Consider the following 22,572-nt stretch of genomic DNA (forward strand, 5'->3'; position numbering starts at 1 on the left):
AGTAAGATAGAACGATTCGTTCCCATCTTACTCTTTTTTACTAACTCAACTCCGCCACAATGGCCTTAATTTGTGCTGCAGTATGCACTCCTGCTACTTGTTTAACAACCTGCCCATCTTTTTTAAAGAGCAAGGTTGGGATAGACATAATGCCGAAAGCACGCGCTGTATTTGGATTTTCGTCAACGTCCATTTTAACAATTTTCAAGACATCTTCTGAAAGTTCTTCAGACAATTTGTCCAAGATTGGACCTTGCATACGACATGGACCACACCAGGTCGCCCAGAAGTCTACCAAGACCAATCCTTCTTTCGTTTCTACTTCAAATGTTGCGTCTGTAATTGCTTTTACCATTGTTTTTCTCCTTTAGTTTTTGTATTGATCCAGGTCTTGCTTCATCAAATAGAAGAAGACATCTCCGTAAGTTCCATGGTAATCGAGTTCGTGCCCATTATAGGTCAATTTTTGTACAGGATAGTAATCCGCTACACCAATCAAGCAAGTCTGTTGGGAGCGTTCAAACTCTTCATAGGAATCAAAATGCATGACTCTTTCTTGCTTTGCACCATCTAGATATGTAATATCAATCATATCAGTAACCTCTATTTCTTAAGATGTATCCATTGTAACACTGTTCATTACATCTGTCAAACAAAACGACTTCCTCAGAATGATGGATCTTGTGCGAAAAGGAAAAGACGACAAAACAAAAAATCTCCCCGAAGGGAGATCGATCTGGTTTATTTTACCTTACAGTACTAGGAACCGTAGCCGAAGATTATACTGGATAAAACCGTTCTAGAGAAGGCGACGAACCGAAGATTGTAGGCTCTATCGTGCCATTTTCATACATGATGTATAGTCCAAGTGTAATGAATACTAAGGGCACAACGATTCGCTCATATTTTTCAATTGTCTCGGATATTAACGGCATAGAGGATAGCACACGACTAAGCTCGCAAAAGATAATTATGCCGATTGCAAACACAAGCAACGCCACGAGTGTCTGTGACCAATCTAACGAAGCAAAATAAGGTATATAGATACCTAAATTATCTCCGCCAGACGCAATTGTCAGCAATGTAACTGTCCAAAACAGTTGATTTGCCTTGCTTTGTTCAAATCTTTCAATAATTTCTTCCTCTTCTTCCTCACCTTCTCCAACAATTGCAAAGCGAATCCCTAAATAGATAGGGATTAAACCAAGCAATCCAACCATCCATGCTTCAGGCACGAAATTGACGACATAAGCAGCAACTAAACTCGCCCCTACAAGTAAGCCTGTGCCTAGATATTGCCCCGCATAAATATGCCATTTCTGTTTATTCTGTGATAGCTGTGCAAATAAAATAATTAAAATAATTAAATAATCGATACTGGTGGAAATATAAACACCAATAGCAGATATGATTGTCTGTCCCATAAAAAACTCCTGTATTAGTCAGTAATAAATCAGCAGATTTTAGGGAAACACAGACACATTAATTTAGCTATCGCTAGTGGGTAATGTCGAACGTAGGAAAGCATTTTACTCCTCCTCAAAACGTAGTTACAAAGTATTTTCTAACTGGAATTTGGTGACTACTTCCATGTAAAGTATAACCCACTATACTTTACTTCGTAAAGTGTAGGCTCTCCGAGGGAGCTTGCAGACTGCTACTATTTGAGTTTTTGTAGTCTCCAAAATTGTGGCCGATAAAACCTCAATAAAAAAGCCCCCTGAATTCAGAAGGCTCCATTCTTGCTGGATAAAACGTTTCTAGACAAGGCGCCGAGCCGAAGATTGTACTGATGGTACATCGAGGCGAAGTCAACGAAGTATAGAAACGTTTTAGACGCAAGATTAACGACGAAGTCCAAGAGAGTTGATCAACTCACGGTAACGGTTAACGTCGTTTGTACGAAGGTAAGCCAACAAGTTACGACGGCGACCGATTTTCTTCATCAAACCACGGTAAGTAGCGTGGTCTTTTTTGTGTTGTTTGATGTGTTCGTTCAAGTGGTTGATTTCCCAAGTAAGGACAGCAACTTGTACTTCTACTGAACCAGTGTCACCTTCGTGACGTGCGTATTGTGCAATGATTTCATTTTTTTTCTCTTTTGAGATTGCCATGATAAGCTCCTTTTCTTTATGCTCTATCCGAGTGGCAGGTTTGGCATATCCTGCTACCAAGAAAGAGTTAGTTGTCTATTCGACCTTCTTATTCTACCAAGATTTCATCTTTCTGTCAAACACTTATGTTTCCTTCAAGATGGATTTTTAAGATGAACCTCAAGAATTTGAACGGTTTGATGGAGCATTCTTCTAGCAAGTTATTCAAAAAGACAAATATCTTTTAGGATATTTGTCTTTTAAGGGTATGAATCTTATTTTTCTTTCCGTTTACCACGCAAGAGCAAAGCCAATGCAAAAACTGCTAAAAGTGCACCGAGTATGGTCAACCCGTATGCAACAACTTCACCAGTTGATGGGAGAATTTTTTTCTTTCCTTCTCTTGGTGTGGTTGGAGTTTCTGGTTTTTCCGGCTTGCTTGGCGGTGTTGTAGGAGGTGTTGTTGGCGGTGTCGTCGGTGGTGTTGTAGGAGGTGTTGTCGGTGGTGTACTTGGTGGAGTGGTCGGAGGTGTTGTTGGTGGCGTATGACGGTTGGTTACCGTGAAACCATCAATAGTTGTTGTATAACCAACTACTGGATCCTCTGTAATGGTGTAAGTAATCTTCTTACCTTCCTTGTATACGGGTAGATCCGTAAAGCTTGCCTGCCAATTATCAGTAGCTGTGATTTCTTTTACAGCCACTTCTTGACCATCCGCAAGGAGACGAACGGTGATTTTTTCAGGACGAAGACCATCTTTGTTGTCTGCGTCATCCCAGATCTTCTTAACCGCTACTTCCGTTACTTCTGGCGTGCGGCTATTAGTGATCACTACATTTCCCTTGTTACTGTCATCAACCGTACTAGTATAGCCTTTGACTGTTCCAACTTCTTTCACTTGGTACTGAATCTCTTTGCCTTTCGCTTTTAGAGGCAAATTGCTAAAGGTATGAGTCCAGTTATTTTTAGCAGAAAGTTCCACTTCTTTTCCTTGAGCTTTGCCGTCTGCATAAAGCTGTACCTTAATGGTGTTTGGACGTTTTCCATCTTGGTCATTGTTGTCTTCCCAACGTTTTGTAACAGTGACGCTGGTTTTACCTGGCTTGTAGCTATTGGTAATAGTTGTTCCATCAATCGCAGCAGAGTAATTGGCTACTGTGTCTTCTGTGACTGTGTAGACAATTTGTTTACCGTTATTGTATTTTGGAAGATTTGTAAAGACTGTCTTCCAATCAGTCGCTGCACTTAGCTCTTGGCTAGCTACTTCTGTACCATCTGCAAGGAGACGAACAGTGACCTTGTCAGGACGAACGCCATCTTGATTATCATTATCTTTCCAGATCTTCGTTACTGGAATTTCAACAACTTCTGGTGTACGGCTATTGGTAATATTGGTTCCTTCGATAATTGTTTCATAGCCTTCAACAGGTTCTTCTGAAACAGTGTAGGCAATGAGATTACCAGCATCATCGACCACATCGAGATTATCAAACTGATAAGCCCAAGTTCCTGCAGCATCTGGTTTCACTTCTTTAGAAGCAACTTTAACTCCATTTGCTAGGAGGTTGACGGTGATTTTTGATGGACGCTTGCCATCTTGGTTATCATTATCATTCCATGTCTTTTGACCAGCAACGCTTGTTTTTTCTTTTTGGTTTACGACATCACGAGAAATCGCGAGGTCATTTCCAAAATCATCCTTGCTGATCTTGATAGGTTCTTCAGAGAGCACATAGCCTGTCGGAGCTTGAATTTCTTTAACCGTATAAGCCTGCTTGATCAAGCCCGTAATGGTGCCAACACCATTCTCATCTGTCGTAATGGTTCCAACTTGCTCACCTGTATCATCTGCTGTCACAGCAAAAACGGCACCTGCAAGCGCTTGACCATTTTCACCTTTTTTGTGAATCGTGAATGAGTACTTCTCACCATTAAATTGTCCATCAAAGAACTGATACAGAATGTCTGCTACCTTATTTTGCTCCTTGATTTCTGAAGCTGTCATTGTCGCATTGTTTTTAAAGGATGTATTGATGGCTGGAACCTTGTCCAGATAGACATCATAGCGAACAGTCATCCCTTGTTCAGGAGCTAGATCTCCAATATGAACCGTTAGAGAACGACCGTCGGCGCTGACAACAGGGGAATAATTTTTAGTAACGTTTGTGGTATCTTTTAAATGATAAGCCCCATCTTCGTCACTGACCTGCCAAGTTCCTGTATGGATGTTGACAGAATCTGCTTTGATCTTCCCATCTGTAAAGGCCAATTGGTCTTTAATGTCAATATTATGAAGGGCTGTGTGGCCTTGATTGATGTTCAAGGTATAGGTCAATTTTAATTTATCATCTGAGTTGGTCCACCCCCACTTGCTAAAGACTTCTGGAGTAGGAGGATTCTCACCTGGATTGACCCCTTTGTAATCGATATTCCCACCCGAAATCACTTTCTTATCGATCGTAAGAGTAAAATCAAGTGTCTTTTGTCCTTTGACGACTTGGTGGTCTACACGCGCAAAGAAACGCAGTTTCCCTGTCACATTGGCCATTCTTTCAGGATAGTCCGTATAGGTTACGGTGATGACCTTTCTTTGATCATCTACCGTTGCTGTCGCAACTTTTTGACCACTTGGATCCAGCAGGTCAATGGTATCCGTTTCAAAGACCTTAAAGTCATCTCCAAGTTGGATAACGGTCTGATCTCCCTTTTTTACACGTCCATTCGGCAACACAAAGTTTGCTTCAACTTGAAAACTCTCCCAAACACCGAGTGGATCTGTAATCGCTCCACCAGTTGATTTCGAGATGTTTACAGATGTCACAACATCATTGATCGTATCTGCATGGACTTTAGATGGACTATTGGGTCTTGCAAATCCTAAAGCCGCTAGTAAAAATAGGGCAACTGTTGTCACAACAGAATAGAGCCACTTTTTCATAAACGATTTTTCTCCTTTTTCTACGTTTACTAGATAAGGTATGTGAGTCGAAAAATTATCACTACATATTGTGATTTTATGCACAACCCATCTTTTTTCATTATAATCGATTTACTTTGAGAAGACAAGCTAATATATATGCTTTTTGTATTTTAAGTACATTTTTTTGAAACAAAGAAAAAATAGAGAGTGGGACAGAAATCGGTAATTCGTTAGAATTCGATTTCGTCGTCCCACCTCCTCACAGTTGAGTAGGGCTGTAAAAGCTGATGAAATCAGCGTAGTAGAGCCCACTCAACCACTGCGTCTTGCTCGACAATCCAAAAACAATTGAGAGGCTAGGACTTTTGTCCCAGCCTCTTGGTTTTTTGCTTATAAAGGAACACCGAAGACCTCTAGGGACTTGAGTTCTGAAGGCTGGAGTCTTCGCCATTCTCCCAATTGAAGAGTTGGATCTAGCATTAGAGGACCCATAGAGATCCGCTCTAAATCCACCACCTCCTTGCCACAGGCAGCGACCATGCGCTTGACCTGATGGAATTTTCCTTCAGCGATTTCGATTTCGACATAGGAGCTGGCATTTGCCTCATTCACCTCTAAGATCTGCAATCTCGCGGGTAAGGTCGTGAAATCTTTGAGGGCAATGCCAGCTTCAAAACGGGCTACATCTGCCTCATCCATGATCCCAGCCACCTGGGCACGGTAGATCTTCGACACATGCTTCTTCGGCGAAAGCATGGCATGAGCGAGCTTGCCGTTATTGGTCAAAAGCAGCAAGCCATGGGTATCGATATCTAGGCGCCCGACAGGAAAGACTTCCTTGTGACGGGCTGTCTCATCCAATAGATCTAGCACAGTTTGGTGGTGATCATCTTCAGTCGCTGAGATGACCCCAGCCGGTTTATTAAGCAGATAATACACGAAGGTTTCATGGACCAGGTCTTCTCCCATAAAGGTCACCCGATCCTTGCCTGGGTCAATCTGTAGCTTTCCTGCTGTCTCTTTTTTTCCATTCACTGCGATTTTCTTTTGCTTGAGGAGTTGTTTGACCTCGGTCCTGCTCCCCATGCCACAATCCACTAAAAATTTATCTAGCCGCATAATTACTTCCCGCTCTTTCGCACAATCCAAAGGCCAAAAAAGGAAACCAGGATCATGAGGATACCAGAAAATCCAAAAATGAAGACTGGAGCAGATGAGATCGTCCCTAATAGACTAAGGACAAAGGTCGTTGCGATCGAACCTGTGCTACATCCCAAAACCGCAATGGACGTTGCCTGGCTCAAGACCCCTGCTGGCATCTTATCAGATAAGACATTGTAAACTGTTGTCAAAGCCACACTGTAGGCGAAGCCAGAAGCAATGGTTACAAGGACAAGAATCAAGAGATTTGGAGAGACCCCGATCAACATTTGGGCCACACCATAAGCTACTCCCGAAACCAATAATAAATGATCACGGAATAGATAGGTCAAGGGCGAGAAGGCCAAACCTGCCAAGATCCCAACAAATTGCATGGCTGCTAATATAACCCCAGCAGTTTGGGCAGTGCCATGTCCAACTTGTTCTACCACACTTGGAATCCGAACGGTGATCATGACATTGGACAAGACGATAGCTGCAGCAACGACCGCTAAGCCGAGCGTAGTCCGCCATTGTCCCCCCGTCATCTTGACATCCCGGTGTTTTTCCTCCACTGCTTCTGTCTTAGATCCATAAGGCACAAATAAGAGATACAAAAGTAAGATAGGAATGCTGATGCCGTAAACGAGAAAGGCAGCCTGCCAGCCAAAGCGAATCAAAAGGCTGACTCCAAAGGTTAAAACGGCCGTCCCAACAACTTCTGCAGAACCACGAATACCAAGAGTTTGGACGCGTTCTTTTCCTTTATAGCGCTCACTGATAATGGCAATGGCAGAAACATTGAGCAAACCAACTGCCATCCCGAAAATAATCCGAGACAAAAAGACAACTGGATAAGCTGGACTGATTAAGGGAATAAAGCCACATAGAGCGTAAGCAACTAAGCCCGTCACAATCATCTGACGCTCTGAAAATAGGCGTCCAATCCATTTATTGAAGATGAGTGAAACCATGATCCCGGCAGAAGGAAGCGAGACCAAGAGCTCAATCATGCTGTGAGGAATTCCCTTGTAATAGGCAAACATGGCCGACTGCGCACTCGAAATCGAAAACGAGGTCGTCAAAATAAATGAAAGCGCGAGAATACTCACTTTCTCCATGATTTTTTTCATTATTCTATCCTTTAAACTAATCTTTTTTTCACACTCCTCCTATAATAACACGAGCTAGTGACAGGACGCAATAGATTGAATTAAAAAAACGAAATGATTTCTCCATCATTTCGTTCGTGCTAGCAATTGTGAGGCAAATACTCCCGTTAGGACCATCAAAGCGCCAATCCAGACAAAGAGCAGATGATTGGTAGGAGCTAGAGGCGTCACCAACTGGATGAAGAAAGAAGAGAGGGCTGATCCGAGATTGCAGCCGATCAAGACCAGCGAGGTCGCAAGGTTCAGGAGATTGGTCGGGATTTTTTCAGATAAGTGATAGAAGATACTGGTGACCCCCGTACTGTAGGTAAATCCTGCTAAAAGGGTTCCTAGAACCAAGCTCCATAGCTGGCTGGACAAGCCAATCAAGGCCAAAGCCAGACCGAAACCAAAGCACATGATCATGAGCAAGTTCTTTTTGAAAACATGTGTCAAACTGGCAAAGCCTACCCCTGCGACAATCCCTGTTAATTGCATCAGACTCAAGACGGTTCCAGCTGTTGTCGCTGTTCCCATACGAGCATCAACGATGATATCCGGCACGCGCAGACTAATAATAGAATTGAAGCAAATGATGATACCAGCAATCACAGCTAGCATCAGACTAAAACGCCATTGAGGGGAGCGAAGACGTGCGGAACCTTTCTTTTTCTCCTTCAAGCTAGCCTGTTTTTGCTCCTTAGGATAAGGGACAAAAAGGAGATAGAGGAGTAAAATCAAGTAACCACCACCATATACGGCAAAGATCGCTGGCCAGCCTAGGGGTAAGAGTTGTCCCACAATAAAGGTCAAGATGGCAGAGCCCACCACTTCAGCAGACCCCCGATAGCCCAGCATCCGGGTCTTATCATTGCCTGAGTAGCGCTCACTGATAATTGAAATAGCCTTGGCATTGATCATTCCTGTCCCCAAGCCAAAGAGCAAACGACTTAGAAAGATGAGAGGATAGTCCTGCACGACCAAAGGCAAGAGGCCACTAGTTGAAAAGAGCAAGAGCCCTGCAACAATCATCTGGCGCTCACTCATCCACCGCTCGATCACGCTATTTAAAAAGAGCATGGCCACGACCGCAAAAGCTGGCAGGGAAACCAAGAGTTCTACCTGACTTGCTGTATAGCCGAATTGGCTAAAATAGGCCTTCATAGCTGGCAAACCGGCTGTAATTGAAAAAGATGAGATCAGCATGAGCGACAAACTCAAGAGACTGATTCTTTCCATTGTTTTTTTCATTTTTTTATTTCCTATACTTTACTGGTAATACTTTGATTTCACTAGTTTTTTCAAAAAAGATTCAAACTAGTATTTTCAATAGAATCCTAGTATAATCAATTTAGAAATAGAAAAACAGGACATTTGTCCTATTTTAGGAGATTGAGATGAAAAAAATTTCCCCATCTACAAGACTCAAGGAAATCATCACAGACTACCAATTGGACCAGATCTTTCCGGGCGACTGCCTCAGCCAGCTGGACCTCGTTCTCTACCAGGCTGGAGATTATATCTGTCGCCAGGGTTCTGAGCAAGATGTCATTCCTTATTTTCTCAAAGGCCGGCTTAAGATTGTCCACAGTCTCGAAAATGGCAGCGACACCATCCTTGAAATCCAAGAAAAACCTGGACTCTTAGGAGAGATTGAGCTCCTGCTCGATCGGGTCTGTATCTCATCAGTCATTGCAGACCAAGACTCGCTAGTCGTCCAGCTCCCAGCCCTGCACTTTAAGAAGCGCCTCCTGCTTGATCCAACCTTTTTGCGCTCTACGGCCAAAACCTTGGCTGAGAAATTGCACCAGATCAACTATTTGGCTCCTGCCAACTTTCATTATTCGGTCAAGGAACGCCTCGCCTCGCATTTTCTGAAGCATTGCGACGAAAATGGGACCCTCAAGCCCAAGATGAATCAGCTGGCCCTGCGTTTTGGGATCAGCTACCGCCACCTTAGCCGTGTCATCAAGCAGATGATCGAAGAGGGCTTAGTCCAAAGAGAAGGACGAATCTATACGATTTTAGATGCAAAAAGGATGAATGATTTGTCCATCAAACATGCGGAAACCGTCGACAGATAACTTTAATTTTAGGCTCTTTTGTGTTATCATGGAGGGTAGAAAGAAAGTGAGAGTAAAACGATGAAAGCAATTGAAAAAGTTACAAGAGCATCCCATTTGATTGATATGGATGACATTATCCGCGAAGGAAATCCCACACTTCGAGCTGTTGCAGAAGACGTGACCTTCCCTTTGTCTGATCAGGAAATTATCCTAGGTGAAAAAATGATGCAATTCTTGCACCATTCTCAAGACCCTATTATGGCTGAAAAACTTGGCCTCCGTGGAGGAGTGGGACTCGCAGCTCCTCAGCTGGATATCTCTAAACGAATCATCGCTGTTTTGGTTCCCAATCCAGAAGATGCCGATGGTAACCCACCAAAAGAAGCCTATAGCCTTCAAGAAGTCATGTACAATCCAAAGGTTGTCGCCCATTCTGTTCAAGATGCGGCTCTTGGCGACGGGGAAGGCTGTCTCTCTGTTGACCGCAACGTCCCAGGCTATGTGGTTCGACATGCCCGCGTGACGGTTGAGTATTTCACAAAAGATGGGGAAAAGAAACGCATCAAACTCAAAGGCTACAACTCCATCGTCGTTCAACATGAAATTGACCACACCAACGGTATCATGTTCTATGACCGCATCAATCCAAACAATCCATTTGAAATTAAAGAAGGCCTTTTGATTTTAGAATAGCGTAAATGACAAAAATACCTAACTGAGGGAACTCTCGGTTAGGTATTTTTCATTATTTTTTGCCTTGCCTTTTATTCGAAAACTTGCGCATGATAGCACGAACCATGCTAATGAAGAAGTCCAAGACGATTCCTAGGGTAATCATTCTGACAATCCACACCAACCAGATTGGTCGTCTTACACTTGCATCAGCATATCCTAAATGATCAAGTGCTACAATTATCAATAGATAGCTCACTATTTCTAACGGAATACGAAGTTTAGCTTTTTTCAGACTGAAGCCTTTCAACCAATTCCATAGTAAATCCCACAACGTCGGATTATCCTCAGGTTCATCCTCCCAGCATTCCTTGCTTTTTGTTTTCAAATACAAGAGGTAACCCACTTCTGTCAGCAACTGAGTAAAGGCGTAACTGAATAGTATGCTTACGGATACTCCTAGCACCACTCCATAATAGCCAGTAAGGGCCGCTCCTATCATGGAGCAGACGAAGATGATCGTTAGGGCATTGCTACTGTAACTACTTGATTTTGCGAAATAATTTCCCAAGGTTCTAGTTGGTGAAAAGCCAATCTTTAACTGCTTCTTAAGCCAAAAATAATGATAAATAAAGCCCAATAAGGTACAAATCACAAGAAAAGTAATGACGATGAAGCCATATTTTGGGAAACCTACCTCAAATTCTTTATTTGCCAGAGCAGAAACAATGATGAGCAAGCCCATGACTTGGAGCGATAAAAACATTCCTGCATAGGTGAATAAGAGTAGAGTCGTTGACAACACTTGTCTTCTATATATAAATGCCCCCATTAACGGCAAGAAAAATGCAATGATATGGTAAACACAATAGATGACAAGGATATCAAAAAACCAATGACTAAATGGTTTTATACCTTTCGATACATCATACGAATAAAAACAAAGGATTTCAAATGCGAACAGAAATACGCCTGTCCACGAATTGATCATCATAGCCGCTGAAGCACGTGTATTGGCTAAACTTTTAAAGTAGACTTTGTTCGCCTGCTCAATATTGACTTTCTTTTCGTTTTTCATGACAAACTCCTTTCTAAAAAATTCTTTTAAGATCCAAAAGCAGATGGATGTTGCTCTTGCTTCTGAATTTCACTCGACTGGATCTACTTGATTTTAGCTTTGAAAGAGATAATTGGGGAATAAAAAATTAAATTCCCAGAGATAAAAAACAGAAATGATGAGATTAATAGACCAAAATGTATTATAAAATTGGGCTCAAAGTTTATTAAAATTGCATAACATACTGCAATGAACATGACTATAAGAAAAGTTACATATATTAGAGGTAATAGTATATTTTTTATATATTCTGGAAAGCAATACACTTTTCGAGGTGTTTTATCTGCCACAATTTCCTGCATCCCTTCTCCTCTACCCATCCAAATCCGAAGTCCCACTACAAAAATTAAAATCAACATCATCAAGGATAGATTAAGCAAGTGAGAGGTAAAATTGAGGTATTTTTCTATTGGAAATGCCCTTGCTAATAGCATGGAGGTTATACCTAAACCAAGCGAGGTCTTCCCAATTTGATTATTCACTAAACTCTGATGCTTCTTGTCTCTCTCAAACACTTTCGGAGCTAGGACTCCCACTTCATCCTCTGTCAGCTGATAGGCTTTATGAGGGATAAAATAAACAAACCATGGCAGAAAATAGGTGATGATAATCGGCCGATCGACCTCCATCAAATACCACACCCCATCGACTTTTAATAAATGGTAGCGAAAGTTCATTTTGGGCAACCGTTCGATTTTTGCTGGTTGAAACATAGATTGTCCTTTCTTGGTCGTTTTATACTTTAGGAGAAAAACTAGTCCGCTCTTTTCATTTTTTTAATTTTCACCTTATAATCATCGTCTGAAGCATATAATACTACATTACCTGATGCTAAATAAAAAAATGAAAAAACACATAAGCCTATATGAACAAATAGATTTGGCTTACTTTTACTCAAAACTGAATAAAACATTGCACTTGATAGAAACAAAGCAAAAGTCGCTAAAAAAAGTTTTTTTAGTACTATCCTCAATTTCATTGGACGACAATAGATTGTATTGGCTTTTTGAGAAGCCATCATTACAGTCTCTATTTTCCTAGTGCTCAGCCAAATACGAAGCCCAACAACAATACATAGAACAAGGATCATTAGCACTAGATTGAGTAGATGGGAAGTAAAATATAAATAATCCTCTATCGGAAAAGCTCTGCCTAGTAAAACTGCTAAGGAACCAGCACCAAGAGCTGAAATCCCTGCTTTAGTCTGAGTTGAAAGTATGTTATTATCTCTTTCAAACACTTTTGGAGCTATTGTTTGTACTTCATCCTCTGTCAGCTGATAGGCTTTATGAGGGACAAAATAGGTAAACCATGGGAGAAAATAACTTGTCATAATTGGCCGATCGACTTCCATTAAATACCACTCATTCTCTACTTTTAACAAACGATAGCGAAAATTCATTTTCGGCAAATACTCGAGTTTTACTGGTTTAAACATAGATTGATCTTACTTTCTATACTGTTTCATTCTTAGACGGAGAAACTAAACTAACTTTTCACCAGTCTACCACAGCCATAATTATCTTATTTAATCATAACAGAACATACCTTCCATCATACCTGATTTTACTTTGATGATCAAGTTTTGACTAAAAAAGAGGTTGGAAGATTTCCAACCACTCTATCTGTTTTAGCAAGTTAAACCTAGCTTCCTCTTTCCCAGAAGATGGCTAATAAAATCATGGCACCGAGAATCGATGGGATAATTGCTGTACCGTTTAGGCTTGGTCCCCAAGCACCAAAGAGTAATTGTCCTAAAAAGGCACCAATCCAGCCCAGGAACATTTTCCCAAAACATCCCATGCGTTCGCCACGATTGGTGATAGCTCCAGCTAGAAGTCCGATCAAAAGACCGACAAACATACTTCCAATCATAGTTTCTCCTTAAATTGCCCAATCTCCATTACGGAAGAGTGGTACGCGTGTTCCATCCTCACGGATACCGTCGATATCCATTTGGCTTGAGCCAATCATGAAGTCAACGTGGACGTCTGAGCGGTTGAGGCCGGCTGCTTCGAGTTCTTCTTCTGTGAATTCTGCGCCCCCTTCTACGCTGGTTGCATAGGCTGCCCCGATGGCCAAGTGGTTAGAGGCATTTTCATCAAAGAGGGTGTTAAAGAAGGTAATGCCTGATTGGGAAATTGGGCTTGGGTCTGGTACGAGGGCACATTCCCCCAAGGCACGCGCTCCCTTGTTTTTGAAGACCAAATCTTTCATGACTTGATCGCCTTTTTCAGCTGTGATATCCACAATTTCTCCATTTTCAAAGGTCACTTTGATGCCTTCGATGATGTTCCCATTGTAGCTAAGCGGTTTTGTGGAAGTGACATGACCTTCTGCACGACGGAAGTCAGGAGCTGTGAAGACCTCTTCTGTCGGCATGTTTGGCAAGAAGCCTTCGCCTTGGGCATTGATAGCTCCAGCAGATTCCCAAACGTGGTTCTTCGGCAAGCCAAGAGTCAAATCAGTCCCTGGTGCTGTGTAGTGAAGGGCTGAGAATTGTTCTTTATTAAGTGTATCTGCCTTGCTCTTGAGAATAGCTGCATGCTCTTCCCAAGCCTTGACTGGGTCTTCTTCGTACACCCGGCAGGTCTTGAAGATTTGATCCCACAGGAGATCCACTGCTTCTTCATCACTAGTCGCATTTGGGAAGACCTTTTTCGCCCATTCTAGTCCTGCTGCTGCAGCCACGGTCCAGCTAACCTTGTTGGATTGAGTGGCGATGCGCATTGGTTTCATGGCCATGCCCAAAGCCTTGGCAGAAGCAGACAATTTCTCTGCATCGACACCATTTAAGGCACCTGGATCAGATGAGCGCACACCCAAACGACTCGCCTTGTGTTCCAAGAGGTAGTTCATCTCTGCAATCTTATAGTCAGGCACGTTGTCCAAGCGATCCATCGGTGCATGGAGGAATTTCTCCCGGGTCGTAAAATCATCTGCCCATTGGACAATCACTTCGTGCGCACCCAAGGCATAGGCTTCCTTCACAATCAAGTGGGCCAATTCTCTTTGTTCCACATCGATGTTCAAAGCCAAGGTATGGCCAGGTTGCACGTTGATGCCGTTCGCCACCAACAATTTGGCATATTTTTCGAGGTTTTCTTTAAAATTTGGTAAAACCATTATTTTCTCCTTCATAAGTGAATGATCTCTTCCTAGTATACCACAAGTCCATGTAGAATTCTTTTAGAACATAAACAACCTTTTTTAATATAAGATAGGTTAAGTGATTCTGAAAAGAAATAAAAATGAGTTCTTTTTAGAACAAATCAAAAAATACCGAAACTTTCCGCTGTGAGAAAAGTGAGAGTGGGACAGAAATCGGTTATTCGTTAGAATTCGATTTCGTCGTCCCACCTCCGCATAGTTGAGTAGGGCTGTAAAAGCTGATGAAATCAGCGTAGTAGAGCCCACTCAACCACTGCGTCTTGCTCGACAATCCAAAAATAATTGAGAGGCTAGGACTTTTGTCCCAGCCTCACTCGGAATTATTGAGAGTAAAACATTTTGGGAAACTATTTTAGCCTGAGCCCAAAAATTGAAAAGCGAAGGGGCTCAAAACGAATTGAACACGGGCTGCGGATGGTGTCAAAAAGATAAGTTCTCCTAGAATCAAAAGATTCTGCGTCAAACTTCCTATTTTGACTTTATCCGCAGACGCCCTTTGTATCTTGATTTAGTCAGTGAACTTCGTAGAAGTTCACTGACGTCCGTACTTACCTAAGGAAAGTTTCTAAGAAGACTTTGTCTTCAACTTAAGGAAGAACATAACCTTGATCATCCACGGTATGGGGTTGTTCAGAGCTGCTATTCTCTCTCAAAGCTTCCAAATCTTGATCCAAAATCGAATTGTAATCCGTACTACCTTCACGGGTTACCCGAGTTGATACTTGGCGCAAGAGTTTTTCATTGAGATTACGGACCCAGCGACCATTACTATGGTCATTAGCACGCATATAATTTCCTCTGACGATCTCTCCATAAAGGGCTTCATTGACTTGGTAGCCTTGCTTACGCAATCCTAACAGACCGATCTCAACGATCTCATCTGGACTATAGTCTTCAAAATCAAATGTAGTCGGGATTCGGCTTTGTAGACCTGAATTGACCTGCAAGAAGTCGTGCATCTCTTTCGTGTAACCAGCAAAGATAATGACGATATCGCGACGGTGGTCCTCCATAAATTTGAGGACTTCATCCAAGGCTTCCTTCCCAAAATCATCATTTACACCGGTATAGAGCGTGTAGGCCTCATCGATAAAGAGGACCCCACCCAGTGCACTCTCCAAAACTTCACGCGTCTTCAAGGCTGTTTGACCTTGGTAGCCTCCAACCAGATTGCTCCGCGATACTTCGATGAATTTCTTCTGCTTGATCACCCCTTTTTGGAAGAGGATATTGCCCAAAATACGGGCCACAGTCGTTTTCCCTGTACCGGGATTTCCAAGAAAGAGAGAGTGCAAGGTCGTGTCTTCGACGATGCCACCTTGTTCAGCACGTTTTTGATTGAACTCAGCCATGGCTACGAATTGTTCGACTTGCTCTTTCACCTTAGCAATTCCAACCAAACGGTTGAGGGCAGCCATCCCATCTTCTTCCTTGTCGGCTCCTGCTTGATACTTACCTTGGTTAAGGACAGCATCGATATCGCTATTGAGGATGGTCTCAATATCGTCAGAACCTTGGGCTACCACCCGATCTGCCATGGTCTTGGTCAATTGCTCATCCAAGTTCCGGATCCAGCGACCATTGCTCTTATCTAGCGAGCCATCATAAGCCCGCTTAACATGCCGCGCATAGTAATCCCGGTCTTCGAGCTTGTAATCCCCTTTGCTTAAGATCATTTCGCCCAGTTGGACAATCTCATCTCCCGTGAAATCTTCAAAGATGAAATTATTTGGTACCCGAGAACGGAGGCCTGGATTGGTCTTTAAGAACTCTTCCATTTCCTTGGTATAACCGGCAAAGATGATCATGATGTCATCGCGATTGTCCTCCATAAATTTGAGGATGGTATTGATCGCCTCGATCCCAAAGTCCGCACCGCTGTCCTTTTTATCCAAGCTATAGGCTTCATCAATAAAGAGGATGCCTCCTCGCGCTTTTTCAAGCAGGGCCTGGGTCTGTTCAGCTGTTCCTCCAATATTCGAAGAGATCAGATCGGACTCCGTTGCTTCCACGAAACGGAATTCTTCCCCTGAGAGGACACCTGCATCAAAGAGAACCTGTCCCAACAGACGGGCCACAGTGGTCTTTCCTGTACCAGGGTTTCCCATAAAGGCTGCATGGAGTGTTTGCTTTTCAGGAGCCTTGCCACTAGCGATTCGTTTCTTGTTAAATTCCACCATGTTGATCATTTTCTTGATCTCATGTTTAACTTTTTCAAGACCGATCAGGCTATTGAGTTCTTGAAGAGCATCTTGTTTCTTCTCTGGTCCAGAGTCTCTTGCGGTGGTTGGAGCCACCGTTGCATCCGTCGCCTGTCCCGCAGGAACGACTTGCGCATTGCCCTTGGCCACTTCTCTACCAATGAGATAGTCACAACCATCCTCGATTTCCTTGGTCAGATCACGCGCATCGCCCTGCCTATAGGTTATGGTGCCTGCCTTCACAAAGGCCCCACTTTGAAGCCGGATATTGGGATCCGCAATCTTATGACAAATCATATGCTCAGCCATCAGCACACCATCATCAAAAACTCCAAATGATATGGTTTGGGCATTTTCATTTAAGAAAGTCGTTTCTCCAGTCAAAGAAGCAAATGATGCTTCATAGACGCATAAAAACTCTGTAAATGTCGCTTGGTGAGCTCGGATCATACTATTGTATGAATTGATGGAGGTCATACGATCCGAATCCGAATTGAATTGAACATTGTTATCAAGACAGACTCCAGTCCCCGTAGGTAGCTCAATTTTACAGTTTTCAGACTCCCAAATGACATTTCTCAACCAAACTGGTGGAAAATCGTTTTCCAGATCCCCGCCTGTAATCGTTGAATTTTTTGCGATCACTTCTGAGTCCTTGGCATGGATCGTATTATTCCCAAATTTTTCAATTTGGACATTTTCTAAGGTCAACTTGGAGCCTTCGTTTAGCTTTATTTTAGAAAAAATCGTTGAATTGCGAATGGACAATTCCGAAGCGGACATACCGATGGCACTTTGGTGTTTTTCCGGAACCTTCATTCCGACTCCTTCCAAAGTCATTTTCGAATGCGTATCCATATAGATAAAAAATTCATTATTTGTTGGAGTGGTGATTTCAAAATAGACCTGTTTACAGGTGATGTCTGAGCTATTCCATAAGGTCAAGGTAGTATAATTCCCACCAACTTTAAACCACAAGTCTTCAAACGTCACCTGAGCTCCCTCTACAAATCGGAAGGAAGCCTCAATGATGTTGTTAAACATGCGCCCATTGCCATTTGGATTTGGGACCACATGCCCCACGAAATGAAGGTTCTTGTCGATCTCGATCACTTTATTTGTTGGCCATTGAAAGACATACCCATTTTCAAACTCGATGGTATCCCCATCCTGCGCTTTTTCAAGTGCATCCATAAAGTTCCAACTATTGTTGTAAGGACCTACTAAATATCTTGCCACGCGCTTCTCCTCTGTTTCATTTTTTTGGAAGAACATCCATTGTTTTTCTGTTTCCTGTTTACAAACACTTGTCACTAAAAATTGTAACACAATCCAGTGCCAAAGAAAACACTTATCAGATCTGAAAAGACTGAAAAACCTCTATTTTCAACAGGAAAATAGAGGCTATCAGTTAATCTTTCAAGGCCGAAAACAAGCCGGCTAGAGCAATTGCTCCTGAGAGCATGGCAGTGGAAAGGAGCAGCACATTATCTGCCACTTCCAGCTTGTACTCAAAGACTTTTTCAGCTGGTTTGTCTTCTGCAAAAATTTCTACCTTCATGTTCTCCTCCTTTGTTTCTAGAACAAATCATCAAAGAGACTCAACTGGTTATCCTCTGGCATATTGCCAAGAATGCCCATCTCATCCATCTTTTCAACCAGAGTGGACGAAACACCGCCGCGCTTCCGGAGCTCGGTCTTAGAGAGGAATTCTCCTTCTTCACGCGCTCGCACGATTTGCTTGGCAACGTTCTCTCCTAGACCATCCATAGCGACAAATGGTGGAATCAGGGTATCCCCATCGATCAAGAATTCTGTCGCCTGACTGCGATAGAGGTCTAGCTTGCCAAACTTGAAGCCCCGCTCCCACATCTCATTGACAATCTCAAGGGTGGTGTAGAGGTCAATCTCCACATTGGAAGCTTCGTTGTTCTTGCGTTTTTCAGCGATTTCCTTCATCCGCGCTTTCACGGCCTCAAGGCCTGCCCCCATGGTCTTAATGTCAAAGGCCTTGGCCCGAATTGAGAAGTAAGCACAGTAATAATAAAGTGGATGATGCACCTTAAAGTAGGCCACACGAAGGGCCATCATAACATAGGCCGCCGCATGGGCTTTAGGGAACATGTACTTGATCTTCCCACAGGACTCGATGTACCATTCAGGAACATTGTTTTCCTTCATGGCTTGGATGTAGCCATTGCGCTCTTCTTCTGAGATTTTGAGCCACATCCCTTTCCGCACGCGCTCCATGATGGTAAAGGCCATCTTAGGCTTGAGACCCGCGTGCATGAGGTAAACCATGATGTCGTCCCGACACCCGATAACGGTTGATAGATCGGCAATGCCCGCCTTGATCAAGTCTTGAGCATTTCCCAACCACACGTCTGTACCGTGAGACAGACCAGAGAGCTGAAGTAACTCCGCGAAGGTCGTCGGATGGGTCTCTTCAACCATGCCCCGAACAAAGTTGGTCCCAAACTCTGGAATCCCCAACATTCCTGTCGGCGTTCCGATCTGCTCGGCTGTCACCCCTAGCACTTCTGTCCCAGAAAAAAGGGCCATGACCCCTGGATCATCCATAGGGATATCGTTCGGATCAATGCCTGATAAGTCCTGGAGCTTCCGAATCATGGTAGGATCATCATGTCCCAGGACATCGAGCTTGAGGACGTTCTCATCGATATCGTGGAAGTTAAAGTGAGTGGTCTGCCATTCAGCAGTCACATCGTCTGCCGGATACTGGACCGGAGTAAAGTCGTAGACATCCATATAGTTTGGAATAACAACGATTCCCCCCGGGTGCTGACCGGTCGTCCGTTTGACCCCAGCCGCACCGAGAGCTAAGCGCTCGACCTCGGCATCTCGGTAGTACTTGCCAAAATCACGCTCATAGCCCTTGACAAAACCATAGGCAGTCTTAGCTGCGACCGTACCTACCGTTCCTGCCCGGAAGGCATATTCTTCCCCAAAAATATCCCGAACATCCAAGTGGGCGCTTGGCTGGTCTTCCCCGGAGAAGTTCAAATCGATATCGGGTACCTTGTCCCCATCGAAACCAAGGAAGGTTTCAAAGGGAATATCCTGCCCATTTTTGCTGAGCTTGTGGCCACAGTTTGGACAATCCTTGTCTGGCATATCAAAACCAGATCCATAAGAACCGTCTGTGATGAACTCACTGTACTGGCACTGGCTACAAACATAGTGAGGCGAAAGCGGATTAACCTCGGTGATCCCAATCATGGTCGCGACAAAGCTGGATCCAACGGACCCACGCGATCCAACCAGGTAGCCCCGCTCATTGGAACGGTGCACCAGCATTTGCGATGCCAGATAAATCACGGCAAAGCCATTCCCCAAGATGGAGGTCAATTCTTTTTCAATCCGCAAATCGACAATATCAGGGAGCGGATTACCATAGATCTCAAAGGCCCGCTTATAGGTCAATTCTGCAACTGTTTCTTCGGCCTTGTCGATAAATGGCGTATAGAGGTCACCCTTGACTACTTCGACCGGCTCAAAGGTCTCTGCGAGCGCATTGGTGTTTTCAATGACAATCTTGCGCGCCAAGTCTTCTCCCAAAAAGGCAAATTCATCCAGCATTTCATTGGTGGTTCTAAAATGCGCTTTTGGCAGTGGCGCTGGCTGGGCATCTTCTCCGTGTCCGATGGTCCGGTTGATCATGGCTCCTTGACCAAGACTACGGACAATGATCTCCCGATAGATCTCATCTTCCGGCTCCAGATAGTGGACATTTCCTGTCGCAAGAACAGGCTTGCCGAGGCGATCTCCCACTTCGATCAAGCTCTTGATAATGGTCTGGAGCTCCTCCATGTCCTTGACCTGCTCCTTGGCAATGAGGGGTGCATAGATAGCCGGTGGCATCACCTCGATAAAGTCGTAATACTTGGCCACTTCGACTGCCGCATCCACACCTTGCGACATGACCGCATCAAAGACTTCCCCTTCCGAGCAAGCCGATCCAAGGATCAAGCCCTCGCGGTGGGCATCCAGCACAGTCTTGGGAATCCGTGGAACTCCTTCGAAATACTTGGTCCCAGAAAGTGAGACCAGTTTAAACATATTCTTAAGGCCAGTCTGATTCTTGACATAGAGTGTCGCATGCTTGACCCGCGCCTTCTTATAAGAATTCTCATCGATCAAATCGATATTCAAGTCCTTGAGATTGGTCACCCCATGCTTTTCAGCGACATCTTTGATGAAGATAAAGAGCAGGCGCCCCGTCGCTTCCGCATCGTAGTTGGCCATGTGGTGGTGCTCCAAGCCTACTCCAAAGCGCTTGGTCAATGGCCCCAAGCCATGCCGTTTAAAATCCGGATAGAGGTTGCGGGCAAATTCCAGGGTATCGATGACTGGCTGGGTAATCTTGGGAAGACCATGGCGCTCGTAGTTGGCATTCATGAAGCCCACGTCAAAGGTAGCATTGTGGGCGACAAGAACGGTTCCCTCACAGAAGGCTTGAAATTCCTTCAAGACCTGCACCAAAGGTTTAGCCCCACGGACATGCTCATTAGTGATCCCTGTCAATTGGGTTGTAAAGGCAGACAGAGGATGGCCCGGATCGATAAACTCGTCAAACTCCTCAATGACATTACCCTTGTACATTTTAGAAGCGGCGACCTGGATCAAGTCATTGTAAATGGCTGAAAGTCCCGTCGTTTCCACGTCAAAGACCACATAAGTCGCTTCATTGAGGTCCAGATCCACCTCGTTATAGGTGATGGGCACCTTGTCCTCTACGATATTGGCTTCCATCCCATAGATCAGCTGGATCCCAGCTTTCTTGGCTGCTTTAAAGCCATGTGGGAAACTCTGCACATTGCCATGGTCGGTAATGGCCACCGCCTTATGTCCCCACTCAGCTGCCTTGGCGATCAGCTCTTCGACTTCCGGCAGGGCATCCATAGTCGACATATTGGTATGGGCGTGGAATTCCACCCGGCGCTCACCCTCTGGCATCAGGTCTTTGCGGGCATAATGCACAACTTCCTGGATGTCTTGGACATTCATAGTTAAGTCGCGCGTGAAATTGTTCATTTCGATATTTCCCCGCACCCGGAGCCAGCTGTTCTTCTTGATCATGTCAAACTTCTGGGCTTCTTCCTCATTTTTGACCCATTTCTGAAGGGAAAAACTCGAGGTATAGTCGGTCATCTTAAAGCTGATCAAGACCCGACCGGTCCGCGTCACCTTGTGCTCCACGTCAAAGACCACACCCTCAAAGACAATCCGGTTCTCTTCTGTCGTGATCTCGATCATCGGAGTGATCTCAGCCTTGTCTAGCTTAGGTTTAGCCGCAGCTTTCTTAGCCTTGAAGTCAAAAGATGGCTTTTCTTCAACCGCTGGTGGCGGAGCCATCTGGGCCAAGGATTCCATAGCCCGCAAGGTCTCTTCATTGGCTGCTTGGAAGATCTTTTCATTTTCCTCCTCAAAGCGTGCCACTTCTTGCTCTGTCAACTCCTCATCAGACTCCACTCGACAGGTGAAATGCGGAAAACCAAAGGCTTCCAACTGCTTGGCAAGGTTGGGCAAATGGTTCTTACGAAAATGCTCTGTATCAACCGAAGAAGGCCCAGAGATGATCAATTCCTGCCCTTCCGCACGCACCTGCAAGTCCTGGTAAAGTCCCTTAAAGCCTTGACTAGCGCAAGGCCCATCCTCAAAGACCTCACGATAGTAGGCCTGCAATAAATCATCAGAAAATTCCTGATTGGCCACTTGGATGGTAAAGGTCGCCTGGTTTCCTGTCTTTGAAAATTCGTCCTTCAAGCGCTGGCGCAATTCCTTAAACAAAGCAATGGGCAAGACCTCCGCAAAGGCAAAGCGGAACTCCCAAACCCGACTGACCTTGTGCACCACGACTTCTTGAATCTCCGCATGCAAAAAGGCACTGGAAGATCGCATCTCCAGCGGCATATCCAGCTGATCCATTAAAATTTCAAAGGTGTTGGACATTGTTTCTCCCTTGATCTTGATTCTTTTGCTCGCTTTTGAGTAGCCTACTTTCTAAGCAAAAACAGAC

Annotated in this window: 18 protein-coding genes; 2 read left to right on the top strand and 16 right to left on the bottom strand. The window is 44.1% G+C overall.

The annotated features are described in order from the left end of the window. Window positions 1-40: 40 nt before the first annotated feature. The 8 genes from trxA to RDV49_RS00625 all read right to left on the bottom strand — a co-directional run bounded on the left by trxA (window position 41) and on the right by RDV49_RS00625 (window position 8,556). A complete protein-coding gene (gene trxA / locus RDV49_RS00590; RefSeq protein ID WP_003010039.1) occupies window positions 41-355 on the bottom strand; it encodes a thioredoxin in 315 nt (104 codons plus the stop codon). Window positions 356-367: 12 nt separating this feature from the next. After that, a complete protein-coding gene (locus tag RDV49_RS00595) occupies window positions 368-592 on the bottom strand; it encodes a DUF4649 family protein (protein ID WP_003010037.1) in 225 nt (74 codons plus the stop codon). A 187-nt stretch (window positions 593-779) separates the two neighbouring features. Further along, window positions 780-1,424, bottom strand: coding sequence for a CadD family cadmium resistance transporter (locus RDV49_RS00600; RefSeq protein WP_003010035.1), 645 nt, complete (start codon window positions 1,422-1,424; stop codon window positions 780-782). A 420-nt stretch (window positions 1,425-1,844) separates the two neighbouring features. Then, window positions 1,845-2,114, bottom strand: a complete 270-nt coding sequence (gene rpsO / locus RDV49_RS00605; RefSeq protein WP_003004251.1) for a 30S ribosomal protein S15 — start codon at window positions 2,112-2,114, stop codon at window positions 1,845-1,847. Window positions 2,115-2,368: 254 nt separating this feature from the next. After that, the gene (locus RDV49_RS00610; protein WP_003010028.1) at window positions 2,369-5,032 is read right to left on the bottom strand and encodes a Cna B-type domain-containing protein; all 2,664 of its coding nucleotides are present in this window, start codon (window positions 5,030-5,032) and stop codon (window positions 2,369-2,371) included. Window positions 5,033-5,404: 372 nt separating this feature from the next. Continuing rightward, window positions 5,405-6,133: a pseudouridine synthase gene (locus tag RDV49_RS00615; RefSeq protein WP_003010027.1), complete on the bottom strand. Its 729-nt coding sequence runs from the start codon at window positions 6,131-6,133 to the stop codon at window positions 5,405-5,407. Window positions 6,134-6,135: 2 nt separating this feature from the next. Next, entirely contained in the window at window positions 6,136-7,287 is a 1,152-nt protein-coding gene (locus RDV49_RS00620) for an MFS transporter (protein ID WP_003010025.1), read from the bottom strand. A gap of 105 nt (window positions 7,288-7,392) precedes the next feature. After that, window positions 7,393-8,556, bottom strand: a complete 1,164-nt coding sequence (locus RDV49_RS00625) for an MFS transporter (RefSeq protein WP_003010023.1) — start codon at window positions 8,554-8,556, stop codon at window positions 7,393-7,395. A gap of 146 nt (window positions 8,557-8,702) precedes the next feature. On the opposite strand from RDV49_RS00625, the gene RDV49_RS00630 reads away from it, so the two are divergent. Both RDV49_RS00630 and def read left to right on the top strand, forming a co-directional pair. Further along, a complete protein-coding gene (locus RDV49_RS00630) occupies window positions 8,703-9,389 on the top strand; it encodes a cyclic nucleotide-binding domain-containing protein (RefSeq protein WP_003010021.1) in 687 nt (228 codons plus the stop codon). 60 nt (window positions 9,390-9,449) lie between these two features. After that, the gene (gene def, locus RDV49_RS00635; RefSeq protein WP_003010019.1) at window positions 9,450-10,064 is read left to right on the top strand and encodes a peptide deformylase; all 615 of its coding nucleotides are present in this window, start codon (window positions 9,450-9,452) and stop codon (window positions 10,062-10,064) included. Between the two features lie 52 nt (window positions 10,065-10,116). On the opposite strand, the gene RDV49_RS00640 is transcribed toward def, so the two are convergent. The 8 genes from RDV49_RS00640 to RDV49_RS00675 form a co-directional block, all read right to left on the bottom strand. Beyond that, window positions 10,117-11,121 carry a hypothetical protein gene (locus tag RDV49_RS00640; RefSeq protein WP_003010017.1) on the bottom strand — a complete coding sequence of 335 codons (1,005 nt, stop codon included), beginning with the start codon at window positions 11,119-11,121 and terminating at the stop codon, window positions 10,117-10,119. A gap of 83 nt (window positions 11,122-11,204) precedes the next feature. After that, complete coding sequence (locus RDV49_RS00645; RefSeq protein ID WP_201088188.1) at window positions 11,205-11,873, bottom strand: DUF443 family protein; 669 nt, start codon at window positions 11,871-11,873, stop codon at window positions 11,205-11,207. Between the two features lie 41 nt (window positions 11,874-11,914). Further along, on the bottom strand, window positions 11,915-12,598 hold the full coding sequence (locus RDV49_RS00650) for a DUF443 domain-containing protein (protein ID WP_003010013.1): 684 nt from the start codon (window positions 12,596-12,598) through the stop codon (window positions 11,915-11,917). Between the two features lie 206 nt (window positions 12,599-12,804). Further along, window positions 12,805-13,035 (bottom strand): GlsB/YeaQ/YmgE family stress response membrane protein, encoded by a 231-nt coding sequence (locus tag RDV49_RS00655; protein ID WP_003010011.1) that lies wholly within the window; start codon window positions 13,033-13,035, stop codon window positions 12,805-12,807. 9 nt (window positions 13,036-13,044) lie between these two features. Beyond that, complete coding sequence (locus RDV49_RS00660) at window positions 13,045-14,286, bottom strand: aminopeptidase (protein WP_037608275.1); 1,242 nt, start codon at window positions 14,284-14,286, stop codon at window positions 13,045-13,047. 632 nt (window positions 14,287-14,918) lie between these two features. After that, the gene (locus tag RDV49_RS00665) at window positions 14,919-17,771 is read right to left on the bottom strand and encodes an AAA family ATPase (protein ID WP_037608468.1); all 2,853 of its coding nucleotides are present in this window, start codon (window positions 17,769-17,771) and stop codon (window positions 14,919-14,921) included. Window positions 17,772-17,943: 172 nt separating this feature from the next. After that, window positions 17,944-18,093, bottom strand: coding sequence for a hypothetical protein (locus RDV49_RS00670; RefSeq protein WP_003010006.1), 150 nt, complete (start codon window positions 18,091-18,093; stop codon window positions 17,944-17,946). Window positions 18,094-18,110: 17 nt separating this feature from the next. After that, complete coding sequence (locus RDV49_RS00675; RefSeq protein WP_003010004.1) at window positions 18,111-22,505, bottom strand: PolC-type DNA polymerase III; 4,395 nt, start codon at window positions 22,503-22,505, stop codon at window positions 18,111-18,113. Window positions 22,506-22,572: the final 67 nt, after the last annotated feature.

Source organism: Streptococcus parasanguinis, from assembly GCF_031582885.1.
GTDB lineage: Bacteria > Bacillota > Bacilli > Lactobacillales > Streptococcaceae > Streptococcus > Streptococcus parasanguinis_M.